18 protein-coding genes are annotated in these 19,879 nt (G+C 44.9%); 12 read left to right on the top strand and 6 right to left on the bottom strand.

The features are described from left to right. Positions 1 to 122 precede the first annotated feature (122 nt). The 3 genes from ACHUFW_RS03110 to ACHUFW_RS03100 all read left to right on the top strand — a co-directional run bounded on the left by ACHUFW_RS03110 (position 123) and on the right by ACHUFW_RS03100 (position 2,622). Complete coding sequence (locus ACHUFW_RS03110) at positions 123 to 473, top strand: putative quinol monooxygenase (RefSeq protein WP_394200544.1); 351 nt, start codon at positions 123 to 125, stop codon at positions 471 to 473. Positions 474 to 552: 79 nt separating this feature from the next. Next, on the top strand, positions 553 to 1,245 hold the full coding sequence (locus ACHUFW_RS03105; RefSeq protein WP_394200543.1) for a 2OG-Fe(II) oxygenase: 693 nt from the start codon (positions 553 to 555) through the stop codon (positions 1,243 to 1,245). Between the two features lie 78 nt (positions 1,246 to 1,323). Continuing rightward, on the top strand, positions 1,324 to 2,622 hold the full coding sequence (locus ACHUFW_RS03100) for an O-acetylhomoserine aminocarboxypropyltransferase/cysteine synthase family protein (RefSeq protein WP_394200542.1): 1,299 nt from the start codon (positions 1,324 to 1,326) through the stop codon (positions 2,620 to 2,622). Between the two features lie 54 nt (positions 2,623 to 2,676). Here the strand turns inward: ACHUFW_RS03100 and ACHUFW_RS03095 are convergent, their stop codons facing one another. Both ACHUFW_RS03095 and ACHUFW_RS03090 read right to left on the bottom strand, forming a co-directional pair. Next, complete coding sequence (locus ACHUFW_RS03095) at positions 2,677 to 3,429, bottom strand: putative porin (RefSeq protein WP_394200541.1); 753 nt, start codon at positions 3,427 to 3,429, stop codon at positions 2,677 to 2,679. Between the two features lie 305 nt (positions 3,430 to 3,734). Further along, a complete protein-coding gene (locus ACHUFW_RS03090) occupies positions 3,735 to 4,445 on the bottom strand; it encodes a DUF599 domain-containing protein (RefSeq protein ID WP_394200540.1) in 711 nt (236 codons plus the stop codon). 208 nt (positions 4,446 to 4,653) lie between these two features. Here ACHUFW_RS03090 and ACHUFW_RS03085 point away from each other — a divergent pair, with 208 nt between their 5' ends. Together ACHUFW_RS03085 and ACHUFW_RS03080 are read left to right on the top strand one after the other, a co-directional pair. Continuing rightward, positions 4,654 to 6,279 carry a S41 family peptidase gene (locus ACHUFW_RS03085; RefSeq protein ID WP_394200539.1) on the top strand — a complete coding sequence of 542 codons (1,626 nt, stop codon included), beginning with the start codon at positions 4,654 to 4,656 and terminating at the stop codon, positions 6,277 to 6,279. Positions 6,280 to 6,282: 3 nt separating this feature from the next. Continuing rightward, positions 6,283 to 6,684, top strand: a complete 402-nt coding sequence (locus tag ACHUFW_RS03080; protein WP_394200538.1) for a hypothetical protein — start codon at positions 6,283 to 6,285, stop codon at positions 6,682 to 6,684. Between the two features lie 494 nt (positions 6,685 to 7,178). Here ACHUFW_RS03080 and ACHUFW_RS03075 read toward each other — a convergent pair whose 3' ends face one another. The 3 genes from ACHUFW_RS03075 to ACHUFW_RS03065 form a co-directional block, all read right to left on the bottom strand. Continuing rightward, complete coding sequence (locus tag ACHUFW_RS03075; RefSeq protein ID WP_394200537.1) at positions 7,179 to 7,439, bottom strand: DUF2496 domain-containing protein; 261 nt, start codon at positions 7,437 to 7,439, stop codon at positions 7,179 to 7,181. Between the two features lie 13 nt (positions 7,440 to 7,452). Next, a complete protein-coding gene (locus ACHUFW_RS03070) occupies positions 7,453 to 9,285 on the bottom strand; it encodes a S8 family serine peptidase (protein ID WP_394200536.1) in 1,833 nt (610 codons plus the stop codon). 346 nt (positions 9,286 to 9,631) lie between these two features. Then, complete coding sequence (locus ACHUFW_RS03065; protein WP_394200535.1) at positions 9,632 to 10,348, bottom strand: ABC transporter substrate-binding protein; 717 nt, start codon at positions 10,346 to 10,348, stop codon at positions 9,632 to 9,634. A 187-nt stretch (positions 10,349 to 10,535) separates the two neighbouring features. Here ACHUFW_RS03065 and ACHUFW_RS03060 point away from each other — a divergent pair, with 187 nt between their 5' ends. The 4 genes from ACHUFW_RS03060 (at position 10,536) to ACHUFW_RS03045 (ending at position 12,838) form a co-directional block, all read left to right on the top strand. Next, the gene (locus ACHUFW_RS03060) at positions 10,536 to 10,784 is read left to right on the top strand and encodes a hypothetical protein (protein WP_394200534.1); all 249 of its coding nucleotides are present in this window, start codon (positions 10,536 to 10,538) and stop codon (positions 10,782 to 10,784) included. A gap of 13 nt (positions 10,785 to 10,797) precedes the next feature. Further along, positions 10,798 to 11,451: a Rossmann-fold NAD(P)-binding domain-containing protein gene (locus ACHUFW_RS03055; protein ID WP_394200533.1), complete on the top strand. Its 654-nt coding sequence runs from the start codon at positions 10,798 to 10,800 to the stop codon at positions 11,449 to 11,451. Between the two features lie 19 nt (positions 11,452 to 11,470). Then, positions 11,471 to 12,202, top strand: a complete 732-nt coding sequence (locus ACHUFW_RS03050; RefSeq protein WP_394200532.1) for a tRNA (adenine(22)-N(1))-methyltransferase — start codon at positions 11,471 to 11,473, stop codon at positions 12,200 to 12,202. 120 nt (positions 12,203 to 12,322) lie between these two features. Continuing rightward, positions 12,323 to 12,838, top strand: coding sequence for an NUDIX hydrolase (locus ACHUFW_RS03045; RefSeq protein ID WP_394200531.1), 516 nt, complete (start codon positions 12,323 to 12,325; stop codon positions 12,836 to 12,838). Between the two features lie 16 nt (positions 12,839 to 12,854). Here the strand turns inward: ACHUFW_RS03045 and gltS are convergent, their stop codons facing one another. Next, entirely contained in the window at positions 12,855 to 14,081 is a 1,227-nt protein-coding gene (gene gltS, locus ACHUFW_RS03040; protein ID WP_394200530.1) for a sodium/glutamate symporter, read from the bottom strand. Between the two features lie 443 nt (positions 14,082 to 14,524). On the opposite strand from gltS, the gene ACHUFW_RS03035 reads away from it, so the two are divergent. From ACHUFW_RS03035 to ACHUFW_RS03025, 3 genes are all read left to right on the top strand, one after another. Continuing rightward, positions 14,525 to 15,781, top strand: coding sequence for a dicarboxylate/amino acid:cation symporter (locus ACHUFW_RS03035; protein WP_394200529.1), 1,257 nt, complete (start codon positions 14,525 to 14,527; stop codon positions 15,779 to 15,781). A 328-nt stretch (positions 15,782 to 16,109) separates the two neighbouring features. Continuing rightward, a complete protein-coding gene (locus tag ACHUFW_RS03030; RefSeq protein ID WP_394200528.1) occupies positions 16,110 to 17,468 on the top strand; it encodes an MFS transporter in 1,359 nt (452 codons plus the stop codon). A 2-nt stretch (positions 17,469 to 17,470) separates the two neighbouring features. Continuing rightward, a complete protein-coding gene (locus ACHUFW_RS03025) occupies positions 17,471 to 19,879 on the top strand; it encodes a GH36-type glycosyl hydrolase domain-containing protein (RefSeq protein WP_394200527.1) in 2,409 nt (802 codons plus the stop codon).

Below are 19,879 nucleotides of genomic sequence, written 5' to 3'. Positions count from 1 at the left end.
CAGTAAATTAACTAAGTTACAAGCAAAATTACATTCAAATTAGATTCGGGTTTTAGGTTCAACTAGTCGCCAGCAAGCGATTGGTATACACTGATTTTTTTGTTGAAAAAGTTGAGTAAATTATGTCATCTCGAGTGTTTGTACTAGCCCAATTTAAGCCAAAACCTGGAAAAGAAGCTGAGTTGTTTGAAGTATTAAAAGCCTTAGAGCCGGACTCACTGCGCGAGCAAGGCTGTCTACAATACATTCTAACCCGTCAAATAGACCACCCAAGCGCAACCCGTAATGAATACCCGATTGTGTTCAATGAAATTTGGACTGATGGTGAAAGCTGGGCAGCCCATGGCCGTCGCCAACAGATCCAGCATTTTTTCAATAGCCAAGTGGTCGCAGAAGATGGCCTAGTAGCCGATGCTATCGTGACAGCCTATTCTGATGAAGGCTACAACTACGACGTGCCAGTATTCGAGTAAAAGTGATGTCATAAAGCATGGGAAATCTTAACCATGCTTTATGGTTCGTGACTTATCTACGCCAATTAAAGGAACAATTATGCAGGTAGTCCATTCATCAGAAATTGACTGGCAATCTCAACAACTTCAATATCAACATGACCAACGAGTCTGTATTCACAACTTCTTTTCTAAAAGCCTTGCCGATAGCCTTTATCAAAGCCTGTTATCGACACACTTTAACCATGCCTATACCACAAATGGTCGAGGTACTGAGATGTCGGACGCGGACCTAAAAGCGATGACGCCACAACAAAGGCAAACTTTTATGTCACAAGTCTATCAGCAAGCTGCTAAGGGCGTTGGTTTTCTGTACGGTCGCCATAAGGTCGATAGTACAAGCCCGGACTTACTAAAGAAAACCTTAGACTATTTAAATAGCGAAGAGTTACTGAACAAAATCCGCACCTTGACCGGCGAACCCAATATTAAATTCGCAACGGCGCAAGCGACACGCTATGTAGGTGGAAGCTTTCTTACTCGCCATCGCGATATGGTGCCAGATGAAAAGCGTCTGTTCGCCTACGTATTGGGTTTTACACCAAACTGGCATCCAGACTGCGGTGGTTTACTGCAATTTTATCAGCAAAATGGTACGCCTAGAGATGCATGGACACCTGCTTATAACGCAATGACCCTATTCGATGTAAAACACATTCACGCTGTCACTTATGTTGCACCATTTACCCCGCAACCTCGGCTAACCATCACAGGTTGGTTTAGAAGTGCTTAGCTTTAAAATAAATTAATTAGACTTCTAGACGTCTAGTTGTTATGTTCAAGTTTCATTTGACCACTTTAGGGACGACATATGAAACTTGAATCACTCGCACTGCATCATGGCTACCAATCTGAAGCAACCACTAAAGCGGCTGCCGTCCCGATTTATCAGACTACATCTTACACTTTTGATAATACCCAACATGGCGCGGATCTATTTGATTTAAAAGTACCCGGTAATATTTATACCCGAATAATGAACCCCACTACCGATGTACTTGAGCAGCGTTTAGCCGCGATTGAAGGAGGCATCGGCGCATTAGCGGTATCTTCAGGCATGGCGGCTATCACCTACGCAATTCAGGCACTCACACAAGTCGGTGATAACATCGTCAGTACTAGCCAACTCTATGGCGGGACTTATAATCTTTTCGCCCATACTCTTCCACGGCAGGGCGTTGAAGTCAGAATGGCGGCCTATGATGATTTTGCAGGACTTGCAGCATTAATTGATGAAAAAACCAAAGCGGTGTTCTGTGAGTCAATTGGCAACCCAGCAGGCAATGTCGTCGATATCGCAAAGCTTGCTGAGCTCGCTCACCAACATGGCGTGCCGCTTATTGTCGATAATACTGTAGCGACACCAGTACTTTGTAAACCGTTTGAGTTTGGCGCAGACATCGTTATTCACTCGCTAACTAAGTATATCGGAGGCCATGGCACCACAATCGGTGGCGTGATTATTGATTCAGGTCAGTTTAACTGGTCAGCCGATCCCCAACGCTTTGCGCTGCTAAATGAACCCGATCCGTCCTATCATGGTGTGGTATATACGGATGCATTTGGACCTGCTGCGTTTATCGGCAGATGCCGAGTTGTGCCGCTGCGTAATACCGGTGCTGCCTTAGCCCCGCAAAGTGCATTTTTGCTGCTACAGGGGCTCGAAACCTTAGCACTAAGAATGGAAAGGCATTGCAGCAACGCCGAAGCCTTGGCCAAATACCTGCAAGCACATGACGATGTTAGCTGGGTCAATTATGCAGCCTTACCAAACAGTCCTTTTAACGATAACTGCCAGAAAATCACCGCAGGTAAAGCATCAGGCATCATCAGTTTTGGCATCAAATCAGAGTCTAACGAAGGAGCGAAAGCCGCAGGAGGGAGATTCATTGACGGCTTAAAAATGATTTTGCGCTTAGTGAACATTGGTGATGCGAAATCACTTGCTTGCCATCCAGCGTCGACGACACACAGACAATTAGATAGCGATGAGCTTGCTAAAGCGGGAGTGAGTGAGGACTTAGTGCGTATTTCGGTGGGAATAGAGCATATCGACGATATCATTAGTGATGTGGCTCAAGCGCTACAATATGCTAAAACCCAAGAGTAATACAATAAAGCCAGCACCTTGAGTGCTGGCTTTAACAACCTATACCAGCATCATTTAAAAACGACCAATAACACCAATACTCATACCAACACCGTCATAGTCAGAATCAAGCACTTTAGCTACAGCAAAATTGGCTGAAAAATTGTCTGAAATACGCAGCCAATAAGCCGTACGAACATCAAACGAATCGTCATCATCACTATAACTATATCCCGCCCCTACGGACCAAGCATCAGTGACGTACCAATCTGCGCCAACGTTGAACACATCATCGCTATCGAAATGCGTCCAATTAGCTTGTAAATCCACACCTGAAGTAGAAGCCAATGGCAAATAGCTGCGCACTTGCAAACCATAACTCTCTTCTACACCATCTTCTCCGTCGTTATAAAAAGCAGCGACTGCTGAAGTGTCATTAAAGTAAAAGCCAAGTTGAGCACCATAGGTATCCACATCGAAACTACCCACTTCAGATTTCTGGTAGTTCGCACCGATAAACCACTTTGAGTCAAAAACGTAGGTGCCATCAACCCCATAGCCTTTAGCATCAACGGCATCAAAATCACTGTACTGAGCACCAAAATTGGTGGTTTGAGCAAGAAAGCCGTTTAGCGCATAAGGGCTGCTAGCTTGGTCAACTGGCGAGGTATAATAGCGATAGTTTGCATTCCAAACGCCATCACTCACTTCTTCAGAGTTAGCACCATAGCTCACTCCAGCTTGGTGCTGAAATGGGTTATCTTGTGCGGCAAATACTTGCGGTGTAACAAGCGCTGCAAACAGCGCAATATTGGTTAGTGTTTTCATCATATTCCCTTTTAATAGTTGTTTAACTAGGAGAACACGACAAAGCATAATAATGGTAAACCGATGGGTTTTATTTCATTCCATTGCGACCAAAACCATGGTCTTGTTATTTTCGCTCTCCTAGCCGCGGCAACAATAATCCATAAATAATAAAAAACAAAACACTATTTCTACCGAAATGAAAGCAAATATATTGAATGGCTAATATATACTCATATTGGTAATACTTTGAATCGTATTGAAACAAATACTAATACAATCGGCTAATAATCATATCTCTGAATCGAAATAGACATCATATTCCATCAATCATCCAAACGAGCTTTACGCTCGTCAAGAATCGTCATCCCTTCCGTAATTGCTCTTACCGCGCGAGATTCAAACTCGCGCTTATACAAAGTGTAAACCACCAACAATGAGGCGAACATAAACAGTATGGGATGAAAGAACCAACACAGTACTGCCATTGCAAAATAGTAGGCTCGTAAACCATTATTGTATGAATGTGCCGCTTGATCTTGCACCACCGCCATCTGTTTAGCATAACGCTGTAAGGCATCATTGCTACCATCTTGGTCGATTGGCGCTGCTCCAACCATCACATTTAAGAAGCCATACTGGCGCATAGACCAAGTAAATAGGAAAAAGGCGTACACAAAAATAAAGGTCAACAATCCAAGTTTTATTTGGATCACCGCATCGGTAGGTGCCGCACTGTAGGGAATTGATGCTATCACAAACTCTAGTCTTTCGATTTGAGCGAACAAGGTAAGCACACCAGCAAGTACCAGCATGGTGGTTGAAGCAAAAAAAGTAATATTACGTTCAAGGTTAGCTAATAGCGCCGCTTCGCCCACTCGTACTTCTCGAGTCAATAACTCATTCATCCAATGAATTCGATGCTGATGCAAACAACGGGCGATACAGTTCGTGGTCTTGGCTTTTTTGCGTGCAAAGCGGGTATAACCTATCCAACAGCTAAAAAAGCAGATCACTGCTAAAAAGTCCAGCAACATAATTGTCTATACTTACCTCTATATGTGATTAGATCCAATGTACTGCAAATACCCGTTAAACGACAACTAGCAACGACTCAGATTAGCAATTTGTAAACTTTATCTTGTCTCAAAGTGGTGATACACCAAGGTACAAATGTAAATATTTATGCTATAACGAGAAACAATCTAGTTAATAGATTTAACCGGGTAAAATAAAGGATTATTTATGATGTCACTCCCAAACAAATATCTTTGTACTTTTATCGCCTTAAGTAGCTTAGCCATTAGCGGTTGTAGCGGCGGCGGTAGTACCTCAGCAGAAACAAACTCCGGCAACACCGGCTCAATTGGCACAGGCGGAAATGGCTCAGGTTCTGGTAACGGTTCAACAACACAGTGGGTCGCTGGGGAGTTTACCCCTTATCCAACCTTAGCCAATCAATGCAGCAGTGATCAATCAGGTTCAGCTCTGACCGAGAAGCTGTGGCTGCGCTCTTGGAGCGACGACACCTATTTATGGTATTCCGAAATTTTGGATCAAGACCCCGCACCTTTTACAGTCGCAGAATACTTTGACGTTTTGAAAACCACTGAAAAAACAGCTTCAGGCGCCGATAAAGACAACTTCCATTTTTCAATGTCCACCACGGAATGGGAACAACAAAGCCAATCAGGTACGTCTGTGGGTTATGGTTTCGAATTTATTATCCAGCAAGCTAGTGCCAATCAAGATCGTAAAGTCACCATTGCATTCTCTGAGCCCAATACGCCAGCTAGCAGTGCAAATATCGAGCGCGGCGCCATTATCACCGCCATCAATGGTGTCAACATCGCCTCAGCAAGCAGCAATAGTGAAATTGATGTGCTCAATAATGGTTTATTCCCATCACAAAGCGGTCAGCAAACAGAATTTACAGTCCTTGACTTAAATGCCAGTGCCCAGCGTACAGTAACATTGACCGCACAAACAGTGATATCAACGCCAGTGCAGCAAACCCAAGTACTCGATACGCCGTCAGGTAAAGTTGGATACCTGCTATTTAATTCCCACATCGCCACTGCTGAGCGTGGGCTTTACGATGCATTCACAACCTTAAGCCAAGCAGGCATTGATGATTTGGTGCTTGATTTACGCTACAACGGTGGCGGTTTATTAGCCATGGCCAGTCAGCTTAGTTTTATGATTGCTGGTGAACAGGCCACCATTGACCGTATTTTTGAACGTACCAGTTTTAACGATAAATACCCGAATACCAACCCAGTAACTGGTGAACCACTCACCAGCATGCCATTTATCACTGAAAGCATCGGCTTTAATAGTAGCTTATTATCTGCGGGCCTTAGCCTCCCTACCTTGGACTTACCTCGGGTATTTGTGCTGACTAGCGCTGGTACTTGCTCAGCCAGTGAAGCCATCATGAACGGCTTACGTGGCATCGATATTGAAGTGATTCAAATTGGTAATACCACCTGTGGTAAGCCCTATGGCTTTTACCCTACCCCCAATTGCGGCACGACATACTTCACCATTCAGTTCCAAGGTGAAAACAACAAAGGTTTTGGCGAATATTCTGACGGGTTTTCTGCCGTTAATAACCCAACTTTAGCAAGTGAATTGCCTGGGTGTGATATCGCTGATGATTTAACTCATGATTTTGGTGATACCGAAGAAGCCATGCTCAGTGCGGCTTTATACTACCGTGACAATAACCAGTGTCCAGTGAGTATTGCTGCCAGTGCCCGTCAGCTAGGTGCGACGGTACAGTCTATTGACACATCAATGACCCTAACAGACCATCGTCAGCAAAATTTCTGGAAATCTAACCGTATTGTGACCAATATGGGGAATTAATCCATGAATCAGGCAAATACTTTCATCAAACTCAAGCCCACCGCATTGTTGTGTTTGCTCACTGCCGCTGCGGGTTGCGGTGCAACCAGCGTACCGATGACAGATGCAGCCTTGCCGGCGCTGCGCATTGACAACTCTTTGCAAGGCACCAAAGAGATCAAACAAGCCGTCGCGCAACTTTTAGCGCTCAAACAAGTCACCCTGAGTGATACTGCATTTAGCGCTGATTCAAGTATCACCATTGAGCGGCAGGCCCATAAGGTCAATGGCCAATTGATCATGGGACGCAACTATGAAATGCCACAACAGGTGAACTTACTTATTGATAGCGGACGTTGCTATTTATCCCATGAGAAAACCCAACAAAGTCAGCAACTGTTTAATATCCAGTGTCGCCCAAAGTAACTTGATGTAGCAATGAGAAAGGCTGCTATGAGAAAACCAATAAAAAGCCGCTAATTTAGCGGCTTTTTTATTGCTGGTTTTATACCAATCGGCATAAGAAAGTGATCGACTCAGCGCTATTTTTGGCAAACGAGTTCGAGACGAATAACTTAAGTCATAGTGGTGCTATTGGAAAGTTATTCAACGAAGAAATAGGCTGCCAAAAAAGCGCCCAAAGGGCGAGTTTTAGCGCTTCTGCTCCTGTGTAAACGAACTTGAACCTAGAGTCACTATGCCCTTCATTCGTTGCAAGCCACATGGTCTTGACTGTTCCAGACAGTCATAAGACATTTCCTCCATCCCTGGAGGTCAGATGTGGTGAATGTCATTAATGCACGACTATCGGGATATAGGAGGTAGAGTAACGCAGGAGCCGTTACCGAGGAGCATTTAATGACCTTGTCTCAAAAGCGCTAAACGCTCGCGGAGCGATCACATCTTTATGCTGATTGCTATTACTCACTGGACTCATCCAGTTTACGCAGTAAGTCTGCCTCGACAATTTTCAACGCAGCCAGTGCTGTCTCTACTTTGATTTCATTATTTTCAAAAAGATAAATTAAATCCACCGCCAACTTAATTTCGTCACTGGCTGAAGCTAGAGAATCATTTCCCACGATGACCAACATAGTTTGTTTGACTGATGAGGGCATAATAACAGACATCACTGCTTTCAAAGCAACAAAAAAGCCGCTAATTGCGGCTTTTTCTATCAATGAGCAAATCTATTTAAAACGTCACAGTCTGCTCTGATGTACAAGTTTGCGTACCTTCATCACACGCTTTGTACACGTATGAGCCACCACCTTTTGTACTAATGGTATCTGTATAAGTGGCACTTGCCGATGCTGTTGCAATGAAACTACCATCACGGTATATATCCACATTTGCACCCGCTGCACCACTAAAGCTTAAGTCTACTTTCTTCACTCCGCGACTCTTATAACCATCGGCAGTTAAGGTGAAGCCATCACCGCCACCATTGTCACCACCGCCGTTATCGCCACCAGCACAACCATTGGCCGTCAAGTATTGGTCAGCGGCTTTAGCCTGCACTATGCCGTAACCGAAATAGACATCCTTGCCTGCAGCGCCCGCATCCAATGCACTGGCTTTTAGCGCATGACGAATTTCCTCACCAGTACATTCACTATGATTTGACCAAACCAAAGCCGCTACACCAGAAACTGCAGGCGTAGCCATCGAAGTACCACTCATATAGCCATAATCGGAGCTACCAATACTTACTGAGGCTGAGCTTGCTGCGATTAACGCAGTGCGGTCTTCTAACGCCGCACCAACAGCAGGAATTGAAGTTGAATTAGTATCACCTAAGGTGCCATACAGCATGCCGGGTTCATTATTGATAATAATGGCACCGACCCCACCTGAGCTTTCACAATTAGCCACTTTGTCATGAAATGAGATAGCACCACGATCAATCACACAAATGTTACCGTTAGCGCCAGAATCGGTAGACTCCGCAGTCCCCATATAAAAGGTTGTACTGCTTGCAGAGCCGGTATTTTCCATGGCGCTGCTAGCATAGTCAACAGCGTCCGCTGACATACTCGATGATGTTGCCATCCCTGCAGGATAAGTTGATAAGGTATCTACCCCACCCGCGGTCACCTCAACACAAATAGTTTCATCTTCACTAGCACGTTTACCACGGCCTGAAACACAGCTAGGGAATTGAGAAAAATTAGCAATGTCGTTATTGGCATCGTTAGCACCAATCATCATCACTGATGGGTAACCGGCAGGATAAGAGCGTACGCTATTACCATCGTTACCTGCTGCGGCCAACACTAGACCGCCCGCATCACTAAAAGCTTGAAATGCATTCGATTCAGTTGAGTTAGATCCACCACCACCTAAACTCATACTAATAATATTTGCACCGGCGTTACTACAAAGATTGGCCGCATGGGCGAGATCGGAAGAATAACCCCAGCCCTCAGCATTAAATACTTTAATAATATGCATATCAACGCCAGGCGCCATACCGACTACACCGAGGTTATTGTCGGCCGCACCTACAGTACCAGCAACATGGGTACCGTGAGGGCCACCATGCTCATTCCAGTTTCCTGTACCTGAATCATTGTCACCAGTTATATTATTCCAAACAAAGTCTGGGTTACTGGCATCTAGACCTGAATCAATAACGCACACCTTCATTCCAGCGGCAGCATTATAAGTTAATTGATCAGCCTGAGATTGATATACTGCATAGGGCGTTAACTGTTGCGACATGGGATCGCCAATATCGTCAGCAAACGACATTAATTGTCGACGTTGATCCACTTCAACAAGCTTCACATGTGGATTGTTCAACAACCCTTTCACTTGCGTTAAATCTTTACCTGCAAAGGTGGCGGCAATAAAGCCGTCACCTTCAATATGAACTTCTGCACCTAGCTGCTTGGCTAGCGCTTTCACAACACCTTTGCCATTATTCTCGACCTGAATAATATAGCGGCTATCGTCGGCTTGAACCTGGGCAGAGCAGCACAATCCAACAGCTAACAATGCACCAGCGACTTTGGTTAATCTCATAAAGCATCTCCATTATATTTTTTGTGTAATTAGAGCTACATAAATCAACGTAAAAGCACAAAAAACTACAAGTCATCACCTAATCAATTTATTCAACTTAATTTGCGCTCCATCTTCAAACCTAGCAAACATACATTTATTTAACAAACCAAAAACAAAATAAACACAAATGTAAAGATTGAGTCAGCGCACAATGATGTTAAGCGAAGATGCTATAGATCTTTGATATTTATAACCTTTCAAATTTCATATAAACAAGAGAGATATTAAAAAGAAGGCAATGCTGCCTTATTTATCAACCATTTGATTGATTTGTATAGCAACCTTTACAGACTAAATAACTAGGTTAATCCGGCACCACTTTATAACCACGCTGGTGCAATATTTCATGTAGCTCTTGCGCGGCGAGACAATCTAAATTCAACCACACCCCGACGGTCAACTCACGCAGGTAACTGGTAGAAAACTGATACTCGTTAGCATCAATACCGTTTTCACCAAAAAAAAGTTCGCCGGAATATTTATCCCCAAAAGCAAAGTCCACTCGGCCTTTAACTAATAGCATCATGCCTTGATTGATGGTTTCAACATTAAACATTTCTAGGCCAGCATCAGCTAACAGCTTACCGACACCATCTCGAGACAATGCCCGTAAATAAGCGACCCGCTTACCTTTAAGTTCGGAAAGTTGTTGCCAAGCAAATGTACTTCCTTGCCGCCGGCGATATAAGCCCAATAGCACAGCCTCATCAGATAAGCTCATCAGGACTTTGGTCGCAGTTTGCTCAGCAGCAGGATAAAAACTGGCACACCAGTCACTGCTCTTAATGGTTTGATGGGCGCGTGCAGGCGGCAAAAACAATGGCTGGATTTCAAAATCACTGCCGGCAATGGCTTGTCGTAATAAATCAAACGCCACACCATGTTTAGGCGAGCTATTTTTTTCAGTGAAATAGGGATAATCAACAGCGACAACTTCTAGCGGCTGAGCCTCGACCATAGCACTGAACATCGCCATGACACTTAACACCACCGCGGCTAGCCATCCTAATATTCGAAACAAAATCAATCCCTAATCGGCTGTAGTTGCTTCAAATATAGCAGCCCCTTTGCGGCGGTATCAGAAAAACTGAATTCAGAAAACCGAGCTAGCTGTGCAAATTAACTGCATTTAATCGGCGTTTGACTTTTGTCTGCCCGCAGCCCTAGATATACTGACGAAGAAACATCAACATAAAATCGAGAGCAGCATGGAAAACAGCGCCAGCAATAAAACGCAAAAATTAGATTTCTCTGCCATTAACAGCACCACAGCCAAATCGTTTAATGAACAGAAAAACCTCATCAAACGCCTCTTTAAAGGCAATACCGTACTATGCCAAACTTGCCAGCAGCCGTTACAATTATTGGTGCCAACGGAAAAAGCTCAAACCGGCGTTTACGGCGTGTTTTGCAAGAAAAAATGTACCGATATTCATTTAGAGATGGAATTAATTTAAAAGCAGGCTCACTATGAATGCTGCCATTGTTGGGGCCACAGGCCTAGTAGGTCAAATACTACTTGAGACCATGATCTCAAGCGGCCTCTATGAGAATATCTGGGTTGTCGGTAGGCGCCGCCCAGCAATTGAGCACTCGCTTATCACCTTCAGCCAGAGCGAATTAACCGACATCTGTGCGCTTACGCCCCCTTTTGCTATTCACCACAGCTACTGCTGCTTAGGCACCACCATTAAACAAGCTGGTAGCCAAACACAATTTATCGCTGTTGATAAAACTGCAGTATTGGATTTTGTCGCCGTATGTAAAGCGCAAACGAACTTAGTGATCACCGCATTAGGTGCCAACCGCCATAGCAAGGTGTTTTATAACCGCATTAAAGGCGAGGTAGAACAAGCACTCATCCTGCACTGCCAAAAGCAGCAAAGTAAGCTGGTATTATTTCAGCCTAGCTTACTACTCGGTAAGCGTCCCCAGCAGCGAACATTAGAAGACTTCGGCCAAGCGCTCATGCCTTACTTGCAGTGGCTGATGGTCGGCAAACTACAGCAGTATCAACCCATCGCAGCAGAGACTGTCGCTAAGGCCATGTTGCAACACAGCCAAATACTGCTTAGCAAACCCGTCAATATCGTCAACAACCAACAGATGTTGGCGCTAAAATAGTATTTAATCATCGGTTATCATGAAACTCAGTCGCAGGCTCAAAGCCATTGCCAACCTTATCGGTCCACAACCAGCACAAGTGTGGGATTGCTGCTGCGATCACGGATATTTAGGCGCGGCACTGCTCAGTCGCGGCCACAAGGTTCATTTTGTTGACGTGGTAGCCGATATCACCGATGCCCTAACGGTTAAGCTCAATCAATTCTTTGCTGTTGAAGATAAACAATCACCACCATGGACTGTTCACTGCATTGATGTTGCCCAATTACCACTGGCAAATTATCCAACTAAGCGGCCAGTTATCATCGTCATCGCCGGGATTGGTGGTGAGTTAATGCGTGATCTGTTGCTCGATTTGCAACCAGTACTCAATCAATTGAACGCAGCAATTTCATTGATATTGTGCCCAGTAAACCATGCCTACCTTGTAAGAGCGTTTTTATCTGAGCAGGTTTATTACTGTGATAACGAATTACTCATAGAAGAAAACAAACGCTTTTACGAAATCATGCACATCACTACGCAGCCTAATCGCCAAAACCAAGGCTACAGGGTTTCAAAAGTAGGCCGTAAAATTTGGCAGTCATCTCACTTGCCAGCGAACCTGCAAGATATTGCTAAACGTTATCATTGCAAGCTTATTAGCCATTACCAACGCCAGCTCATTGGTGCCAACAAAGCAGCAGATGTTATAGAACAGCAGCGTTTACAAACCATACTCAGTGCCTATGGTGATGTCACATTAGACTAGCGCCTTGCACTATGGCAGTTTTGCCAAGATCGTTACTATTTGGTCACTTTAGTTTACGCTGACTTGTCATTCAGCATCAGCAAGGTATAGTGACCCCCTTTTGGCCCTAGCTTACATCACATGCGCTTACTTCAAACTCATATTCATCCGGACCTTACTGCGCCATTTGGCAAGCAGTTTTACCGAGCCGCCGCTCGGGCAATTGTGTTAAAAGGCGACGATATTCTGTTAATGTACACTCGGCGCTATGACGACTATAGCCTACCTGGTGGTGGCGTTGATATTAATGAAGATATTCAATCTGGGCTAGTGCGTGAGCTTGCTGAAGAAACTGGTGCCAGCAACATCAAAATCGTCGCGGAGTTTGGCCGTTACAAAGAACTCAGGCCTTGGCATAAAGCTGATTATGACTGTGTTGATATGGAATCATTTTGTTATGTCTGCACCATTAACGAGCAGCTTGGGCAGACACAGCTAGAATCACATGAAATTAGCAATGGTATGCAGCCCGTATGGATAAATATCCATCAAGCGATTGAGCACAATTTAGATATCATAGCCAGCAGCCCTAAAAAAGGCCTGTCGATTACTCGAGAGACCTTTCTGCTACAAAAAATTGTTGAAGAGCTGGTGTAAACCGATTTGCTAGTCGTTAAAAATTAACAAAAAAATTAATTATCATGGCATTGACAATATCGATAAAGAAACCACACACCAAAGGCACAATAATGAACGCGCGGTGGGCGGCACCATACTGCTGAGACACCGCAGTCATATTGACAATGGCCGTTGCGGTCGAGCCTAAAGTCACCCCGCCAAAGCCTGAACAAATCACCGCAGCTTCATAGTCCTTACCCATAGCACGAAATACGATAAATACCGTAAACAGTATCGATAACAATACCTGTAAGCCCATCACAACAGAGATATACAGCAGGCTACCTTCTAGCTCCCAAATCTTCAGCCCCATCAATGCCATGGTCAAAAACATACCTAAACAAATATCTTGAATAAGCGTCAGGCCTCTACCCGCTTCTTCTAAGTATGTACTGTGCTGATTGCCGCGGCGCGCCAAAACAAAACGGCCAAAGTTACCAATGATAATACCCGCCAGTAAACAGGCCACAAACAAGGGCAATTTCAATCCAGCTTCTGATAAGCCAAGGTCGATAAAGTAACCCATTATCAAAGTGACATTGAGCCATAACCAAGCCCGCAATACCCCGAAATAGTCGACCGATAGGCTTTGACTCGCACCATGGCTTGAACCGATATCTAGGTCACTGTCATGACTTGCGGTTAATTGATGACGCTTCATCAAGTAAGCTGCGATAGGACCACCAATCACACACGCAGAGATCAAGCCAAGGGTGTTAGATGCAATCCCCAACTCAGCGGCATTACTGATCCCAAGCTCTTCAACGAAAGTAGGTGTCCAGGCCATTGCTGTCCCCACCCCACCGATAAGCGAAATAGAACCCGACATTAACCCCGCTTTAGGGTCTAAGCCGAACAAACTCGCCACACTGACACCCATGACGTTTTGAATGAAGATAAACCCGCTGGACAGCAACAATAAGATCAATAAAGGCTTACCGCCTTTCAGCAAGGTGGCGATATCTGCTTTCAAGCCAATACCGGCGAAAAAGTACAATAACAGGATATCTCTCACTTCTAAGTCGAACTCAACTTGCAAATTAAAGCCATAATACAGCACCCCAACAATAGCCGCGCAGGCAAAGCCACCCACTACTGGCTCTGGAATACTGTATTTACGTAATAACTCATAGCGGCCAATGATGTTTTTACCCACGAACAGCGCAATAATCGCTAAGGTAAATGATACAAAATCCTGAATCTCAACTATTTCTGGTTCCATGTAATCAATTCCTATCTAAACATCCAGTTAGTTTACAAAATGCTTATACAATGACAAACACCATCGCGCATTTAAATTACGGTTTTCGATGTCACTGCGACCGAATAAAAACCTCAGTTTACGAGTAACTTACAGCACAATTCACCATTGCGCATATTCTTGCCTATCCTGCTGCGACTTAATTCACAATTTGCTCATGGCGATCGTTACCTTAAACCACCGCTTGAAAAATCACACTATCAAATGCTAATAGGGCGATAACTTATTGTTAACCCATGCAGAAATGGGTGATGCCGAATAGTCGTTAAATAGTTAAATTTCAGTTAAATGCAATATTTATGCTTGCTGAATTATTTTCGATAGCGGAGTATTTTTTGTCCTACAAACGGACACAGAAAACACTAAGGAAGGCGAGTATCACAATAAATATGAAGGTAACGGTTATGTTCAAAACGCTCTCAGGTCGGATTTTCATCGGCCTATTCGCTGGGTTATTACTTGGCACACTAATCCAATATGGCTTTTCCGCCAGCGAATTTGCCAATGGCACATTAGTTGACATCGCCTCAGGTGCAGGCAGCATGTTCGTGCAGTTGATTATGATGCTCGTTGTTCCGCTGGTGTTTTTCTCCATCGTCACCGGCATTGTTGAATTACAAGACCTAAAATCATTTGGCCGTCTTGGAAGCAAAACCTTTGCACTTTACTTAATTAACACCATCGTTGCCATCGTCGTTTCAATTGGCCTTGCATTGTGGATTGCGCCAGGTGCTGGCATGCAGCTTACTGGCGATCAAGAGGCTAGCTTAACTTCTACGGCGCTACCAAACTTCATCGACATGATAGTCAATATCATCCCAAGCAACCCAGTTAGAGCCTTTACCGAAGGCAATATGCTCCAAATCATCTTTATGGCCTTACTCACCGGCGGCATTATCAAAGCCTTAGGAGATGAAGTAAAACCTGCAGTGGCATTTTTCCAATACGGCAATAAAATCATGTTGAAAATGATCACTGTTGTCATGCAGATTGCACCTATTGGTGTGTTTGCTTTGATGGTCAAGCTCGGCGCCACCTTCGACCCTTCTGCATTTATCAGTGTACTTAGCTATATCGCTGTCATTGTTGGGCTATTGGCTTTCTGGGCGCTGATTGTATATCCATTTGTCGTTAGCATGACCACCAATATCAGTGCCGCAGAATTTCGCCGTAAAACCCGTGAGCAATTCCTGTTTTCACTATCAACAGCAAGTTCTAACGCCACCATCCCAGTCACCATGCGCACACTGACAGAAAAGCTCGGTGTAAAACGCTCTGTTGCAGGGTTTGGAGTGCCAATGGGCGCAACCATGAACATGAGCGGTGCAGCCATTTATATTACCGTTGCCGCTTTCTTTGTCGGCAATGCATTTGGCACACCTATCACCATGGAACAAATTCCAGTACTTGCTTTTAGCGTGTTCCTGCTATCAATCGGAGCCGGTGGCGTCCCCGGTGGTGGTATTGTCATGATTGGCGTATTGATCCATCAAATGGGCTTACCCGTTGAAGCGATAGCTCTGGTTGCTGCGCTAGACCGAATCATTGATATGTTCTGTACCAGTACCAATGTTGTGGGTGACAGTGCGGTCGTGACCATCGTTGACCATACCGAAGCCCATGAAGCTGAAACCGACAACTTAACGGCAAAAACAGCGTAAAACAAACGCTCATTCGCCCAAGTAAACATCCCGCCTCCCATGGCGGGATGTTTGCCTTTATACGCTTAAATTTGCTAACTCAATAAAGGTCGATGAATTTTCCTGTAACGACCAGCCCCAAACAATACGTTAGCGTCAAACCTTAGCAATACATAAACACCACGGCAAAGTGACTAACCCTCTGCTATCAGAGGGTTGCAGCACGCTACAGCACTGTCAATTTAGCTGATTAAAAAAGGGGCTACCCAAGCTGTTAATAACGTGTTAACGTAAAAAATGTAAGCGGTTACATTTTTACGTTAACAGATTTTACTATGGGGCAAAGGACATGGAAAACCCACATTCGCTGCAGCCACTCTCATTGAAAGAGAAAGCCGGGTATGCGCTTGGCGATATGGCGTCCAATTTCTATTGGCGAGTGTTCGACCTGTTCCTGTTTATTTTCTATACCGATGTATTTGGTCTTGCTCCAGCAGCCGTTGGCACCATGATGTTAGTGACCCGCATTATCGATGCGGTATCCGACCCCTTTATGGGAGCTTTAGCTGACCGCACCCAAACTCGCTGGGGCAAGTTTCGTCCTTACCTGTTATGGGGGATTTTGCCCATCACCGCAGCTGGGGTACTCACTTTCACGGTGCCCGATGTGTCTGAACCTGGCAAACTGATTTGGGCCTATGCTACCTACATTTTCATGATGTTAGCTTATACCTTTATCAACGTACCCTATGGGGCATTAATGGGTGTGATCACTGGCAATAGCCAGCAACGCACCACGCTCACTAGCTTTCGATTTATAGGTGCCTTCTCTGGCGGCACTTTAGTAGCATATTTAACTCCAGAGTTGGTTGATCTTTTTGGCGGCAGGGATGAAGCGTTAGGCTGGCAGCTCACTATGATGTTTTATGGTGTGCTTGCCAGCTGTCTTTTTGCCATCAGTTTTTTCACAACCAAAGAGCGCATCTCGCCACCGGCAAAACAGTCAAGCCCGGTCAAACAAGATTTAATTGATTTAAGCCAAAACAAGCCTTGGTTAGTATTGTTTAGCCTGGCATTGATCATTATGCTCACTATCTCTCTTCGCGGCAGTAGCGGCACCTTTTACTTCAAATACTATGTTGAGCGTAGCGACCTAATCGGCGCATTTTCTATGGTCTACATGCTATCACTCGCCGTTGGCGCCGCTATCACGCCGTTGCTCACACGCTACATAGATAAAAAGCGTTTACTGATGTGGCTAATGATTATTGTCACAGTATTATCGACGTTATTTTATTGGGTACCCGCAGATCAAATCGCCTGGATGTTTGCTTTACAAATCGGTATCGGATTGTGTCTAGGCCCTAAATCGCCCTTAGTGTTTTCTATGTATGCTGATAGTGCTGACTACAGCCAATGGCGCACCGGACGTCGTGCTACGGCGATGATTTTCTCAGCCGCTTCGTTTTCTCAAAAACTGGGTGGTGCATTAGCTGGCGGCATGATTGGCTGGATGCTCGCTACCATGGGCTATGTTGCCAACACCGAACAGTCTGCTGACTCACAGCAAGGCATTGTGTGGTTAATGACGTTACTGCCAGCATTGTTTGCACTGATATCGGTATTCATTATTCGTTTGTATCCACTTAACAACAGCAAAATGGATTCGATCCAACAGGATCTATTTGTGCAGCAAAACAAGGCTTAACTATGTCTAACGCCCTGCCCTATGTCGTCAAACAGGATCACATCGCGTTACACAGTCCAACACGTCTGCCAAACGCCAGCCACTTCCTTTGGAATAACCAAATGATGCTGCATGTTAATTGTCGTGGTTTTGCTACCGGACAATTCATGCAACCTGAGCCGGCCAAATACGCCCATGGACCCGCTTTATCGGCCACCACCTTCATGCAACCGGAGCATCATTACTATGCCCATCACCCAGGACGCTTCTTTTACCTAAAAGATGAAGACACAAAGCAGACCTACTCGCTGCCATTTGAGCCGATGCGTAAACAACCTGATAAGTTCGAATTCAAGGTGTATTCCCATCAACTCATTTGGACTATTGAAGTGCTTGAAGTGGTGATTGAAATATGCCTAACACTGGCCACAAATGACGCTGCGGAGCTCTGGCAGGTAAGCTTAAAAAATATCTCTGATAGTCCCAAGCGCCTCAGCCTTTATCCCTATTTTAGTATTGGGTATATGTCATGGATGAACCAAGGCGCAGACTTTAATCAATCACTTAATGCGGTTGTTGCACACAGTGTCACACCTTATCAAAAAGTGGCTCAGTATTATCAGCAAAATCAATTCAAGGATAAAACCGCACTGATTGCCGCGCAGCCACCTTGCAGCTGGACAACCCACGCGAACGGTTTTGAGGGTTTAGGCGGCCTAAACAACCCCGATGCACTACAACAAAGCTGTCTTGCCAATTCGCCAAGTTGCTATGAGCCGCCTATTGCCGTATTACAATACCGACTGCAATTAGAGCCAAAGGCCAGCAAACAATACCAATTTGTATTTGCCCCAGCCAAAGATGAGCAAGAGATTGAGCAGCTAAAAAACAGATACCTCAACAATGGGTTTGACCAACATCTTGCTGACTATCAACACTACCTCGCTCGAGGACAAGGTTCGTTAGCAATAAAAACCGCAGATAGCCAATTTAATCAAATCATTAACCAGTGGTTGCCTAGGCAAGTCTTTTACCATGGCGATGTCAATCGCCTCAGTACAGACCCTCAAACCCGCAACTACTTACAAGATGCGCTGGGGATGTGTTATGTCGATGCGAACATCAGTCGGCAGGCATTTGTTACTGCACTGTCACAGCAACATCGCAATGGCGCCATGCCAGACGGTATTTTGTTGCACAAAGATGCTTGCTTAAAATATATCAACCAAGTTCCCCATACTGACCATAACGTATGGTTGCCTATTTGCTTGCGAGCCTATTTCAATGAAACAGCAGATTACGCCCTGCTGCGGCAAACCGTGCCTTTTAGCGATGACGAACAAACCATCAGTGTGTTCGACCATATTGAGCTGGCGCTAGACTATCTAATATCTAAACGAGATCACCGCGGACTTAGCTATATCGAACAAGGCGATTGGTGCGATCCGATGAACATGGTCGGACATAAAGGTAAAGGCGTGTCGACTTGGTTAACCCTAGCCAGCGCCTATGCCCTGCAGCAATGGGCCAGTATTTGTGATGATATCGGCCTTGATGTGCAAGCAAAGCAACATCGTGAACAGGCTCGTCAACTTAACCATGCTGTCAATCAACATTGCTGGGATGGCCACTGGTACAATCGCGGCTTTACCGATGATGGTCGCGCATTTGGTAGCGCAAGCGACGCTCAAGGTGAGATATTTCTCAACCCACAAAGTTGGGCACTGCTGGCAAATACCGCAGACACGGATAAACAAACAAAGCTATTAAGCGCCATTAAACACAAATTACATACGCCTTACGGTGCCATGATGCTTGCACCCAGTTTCACCCACATGCATGAAGATATTGGCCGTGTCACGCAAAAATACCCCGGCACGGCAGAGAATGGGGCTGTGTACAATCACGCCAGCGCATTTTATGCCTATGGCCTTTGCAAAATCGGCGAATATCAAGCGGCGTTCGATCAGCTTTCACTCATGTTGCCTAACTTGGCTGATGCTGAGGTGCGTGATCAATTACCCAACTTTATCCCTAATTACTATCGCGGTGCCTATCATCAAATTCCTAGTCATGCTGGCCGCTCCAGTCAACTGTTTAATACTGGCACCGTCGCTTGGGTTTATCGCTGCCTTATCGAGGAGATCATCGGCTTAAGCGGCCATAAAGGCGACTTAGTGGTCGCTCCCCATCTACCTAAACAGTGGCAATATATTCAACTAACCCGCCATTTTGCGGGGGCACAATTTGATGTCACCATAAAACAAGCTCAAGTAAAAGAAGGCCAAATTACCCTAGATGGACAACGCATAAACACTAATCGCATCACTAACATTGTGCCTGGGCAGCGATACCAACTTGAAGTGATCCAACCTAAGCTTGATAGTCACCCCTGTGCTCAAGCCCCTATGACATCGGCCGAGACTTGCTAG

The organism is Shewanella waksmanii (assembly GCF_043643685.1).
GTDB lineage: Bacteria > Pseudomonadota > Gammaproteobacteria > Enterobacterales > Shewanellaceae > Shewanella > Shewanella waksmanii_A.
Note: the sequence above shows the minus strand (reverse complement) of the source record. Positions and strands in the feature narration are given on the sequence as shown.